The 1,183-nt window shown below is 56.0% G+C and carries 2 protein-coding genes; both read right to left on the bottom strand.

Annotation, left to right across the window (positions count from 1 at the left end; genetic code table 11):
- Window positions 1-677 (bottom strand): hypothetical protein (locus ACXJ5O_RS27625; RefSeq protein WP_457302698.1); only part of this gene is annotated, 677 nt, incomplete at its 3' end.
- An 8-nt stretch (window positions 678-685) separates the two neighbouring features.
- On the bottom strand, window positions 686-1,183 hold a 498-nt coding region (locus ACXJ5O_RS27620), incomplete at its 5' end, for a hypothetical protein (protein WP_457302697.1).

The raw sequence follows: 1,183 nt of genomic DNA, 5'->3' as shown, positions 1-1,183 counted from the left end.
ACCGGAAACTGCGCGCCGTGCATGGGGTTGCCCTGCTCATCGACATCCGTCGCGACAGCCTCGGCACGGTAGGTGCTCTTGCTGCCAAAAACGCTTTCGCGCAAACTATGCTCAACGCCCCGGCGATTATCGTCGTCGAAGAACCGGTTGAACCCGGGGAGCAACACTTCGATCGCCCGATCTGCAAATTTGATCTTCTCGGTTCGCGTGCCAAGATCCCCCAACATTCCCTTGAGGTCCGGATGCGCATCTGCCCATGGCAAAAGAGTGGGAGGCGTCCCCGTCGATTGAATAGCGAGCGCCTTATAGTGTTTGCGCACGGTGCCGAGAACATTCCGTATCGAAAATGACCGTAGGTTAACCTTGCTCATATCCTTGAAGACATAGCCGCTGACCGGTGTCTTTTTGGAGAAGAGCTTTGCCCAAAGGTCAGGGTCGCTCTCGCTGACAGGCCGAAGTTCGACAGCCTCCTGCCCGATACGCAGAATGAACTTGACCTTCGTGAGCGTGTTCGGCCAATTCACCCATTCCGGAAACGCTTTCAGTACCTGCTCGTCAGCCGCCTGAGGCGTTAGCCGCGGGGACGCAATAATCGACACACGCAGGTGACCCTCAAACTGGCCTTCTTCAACACGTCCGTGAGGCACTACGGTCCAGAGAATGGTTTGTTGTGTCATGGGTCCCCTCACGCAAACGCTTCGACATATTCGCGCCACGCATAATCAGTATCGACGGCGATAAGAGCGAGTTCGTCCTCGATGGGCAATGCCGCATCGATACCCATCAGATCGCGGAATGTCGGATCGCCATTTGCTCCGGCAAACTTGCGTTCGCAGCTCACGGTTACACTTGTAGAGAACATGAAGACTTCGACTTCAATCGTGAGCTGGGCCTTGCCAACGCACTTGCCGCTCTCAAACTCGTAGCGAAGTTCCAGATAAAGCTCGAGTGACGCCGATATGAGTCCGAGCACGCTGACATATCCGCCGAGCCGGAAATAGCCGGTGAGCGAACAAGCATCGTTTTCCATGCGGAAATAAATGCCCGCCATTACGTGCACCCCGCCTGAGGCGACACCAAGATCGATCGAGATGCTTGCACCAAATTCGAACGATGCTTCGAGTATCTGAATGCCGTGCGGGTCCAGCGTGATGCCGAAGAAGCCGCCGCCGCCGAACAGCGA

The sequence above is a fragment of the Phyllobacterium sp. P5_D12 genome, assembly GCF_054049495.1.
Note: the sequence above shows the minus strand (reverse complement) of the source record. Positions and strands in the feature narration are given on the sequence as shown.